Annotated in this window: 2 protein-coding genes; both read left to right on the plus strand. The window is 46.7% G+C overall.

From position 1 onward, the window contains the following. Positions 1–161 precede the first annotated feature (161 nt). On the plus strand, positions 162–716 hold the full coding sequence (locus JGK22_RS00130; RefSeq protein WP_293312139.1) for a Uma2 family endonuclease: 555 nt from the start codon (positions 162–164) through the stop codon (positions 714–716). 82 nt (positions 717–798) lie between these two features. Further along, a partial coding sequence (locus tag JGK22_RS00135) for a dihydrofolate reductase family protein (RefSeq protein ID WP_293189243.1) occupies positions 799–1243 on the plus strand: 445 nt, incomplete at its 3' end.

The raw sequence follows: 1243 nt of genomic DNA on the forward strand, positions 1-1243 counted from the left end.
GATCGGGTTTTTGGGTGGATGGGCGATCGGGTTTTTTGTGGATGGGCGATCGGGTTTTTTGTGGATGTGCGATCGCATTTTTGGGTGGATGGGCGATCGGGTTTTTGGGAGAAATGTGCGATCGACTGTAAAATAACAATAAAAACACAGGAGTAATCGCCGTGAGCGTCACAACTGTAAAATGGACGGTTGCAGACTACCACCGCATCATTGCAGCCGGCATTCTGGAAGGGCGAAAAGTTGAACTAATCGGTGGAGAAATAATCGAAATGGCTCCCGAAGGAGAATCTCATGCTTACTGTAGCGATGAGGCTGGAGAGTACCTAATTTACTTGCTAGGCGATCGGGCTAAAGTGCGACAAGGTAAGCCCATTACCTTGCCACTTAACAACTCCGAACCCGAACCAGATATCGCTGTAATTCAACGTTTGGGACAAAATTATCGAGAACATCATCCCTATCCAGAAAACATCTTTTGGCTGATAGAATACTCCAATTCTACTCTGACTAAAGACTTGGGAATTAAGAACAAAATTTACGCCGCCGCCGGGATTGCCGAGTATTGGGTTGTCAATTTGCGAACTATGGAATTAATCGTGTTTCGAGATCCTACCGATGCTGGCTATCAATTCAGAGAAACTCTGACTCACGGTAATATTAATCCCCTCGCTTTTCCAAATGTTTCAGTTGCGATCGAGCGTTTATTCGGGAATTAGGTAAATGAGGTAGAAACACTCGGCGATTTCAACCGCTGGGTTTTTTGTATTCTAAAATCCCGAACCCTAAATCCCAAATCGAATGATTCACACAACAGTAATACTCGCCATGAGTGCCGATGGCAAAATTACAGATACCGCCCTCACCGCCGCCAGATTCGGTTCAGCTAACGACAAATCTCACCTCGAACAACAAGTCGCCGCCAGTGACGCAGTTTTGTTCGGAAACGGCACTTTACGCGCCTATGGAACTACTCTGAGAGTCTTTTCACCCGATTTGCTAGAACAAAGGAAACTGCAAGGAAAGCCCCCACAACCGGTGCAAATTGTGTGTTCGCGATCGCGCAAATTTGACCCCAACTGGCGATTTTTCCAGCAACCAGTTCCCCGCTGGCTGTTAACGGGAAATGATACAGATGTCAGCAACAGGCTAGAAGCCCGTTCCACAATAGATGAATTGTCTTGTGGAACAGGCATCTTGCCTGTTGCTGAGCACGGGCTAGAAGCCCGTTCCACAATAGATGAAT

The organism is Microcoleus sp. PH2017_08_TRC_O_A (genome assembly GCF_020738665.1).
Lineage (GTDB): Bacteria > Cyanobacteriota > Cyanobacteriia > Cyanobacteriales > Microcoleaceae > Microcoleus.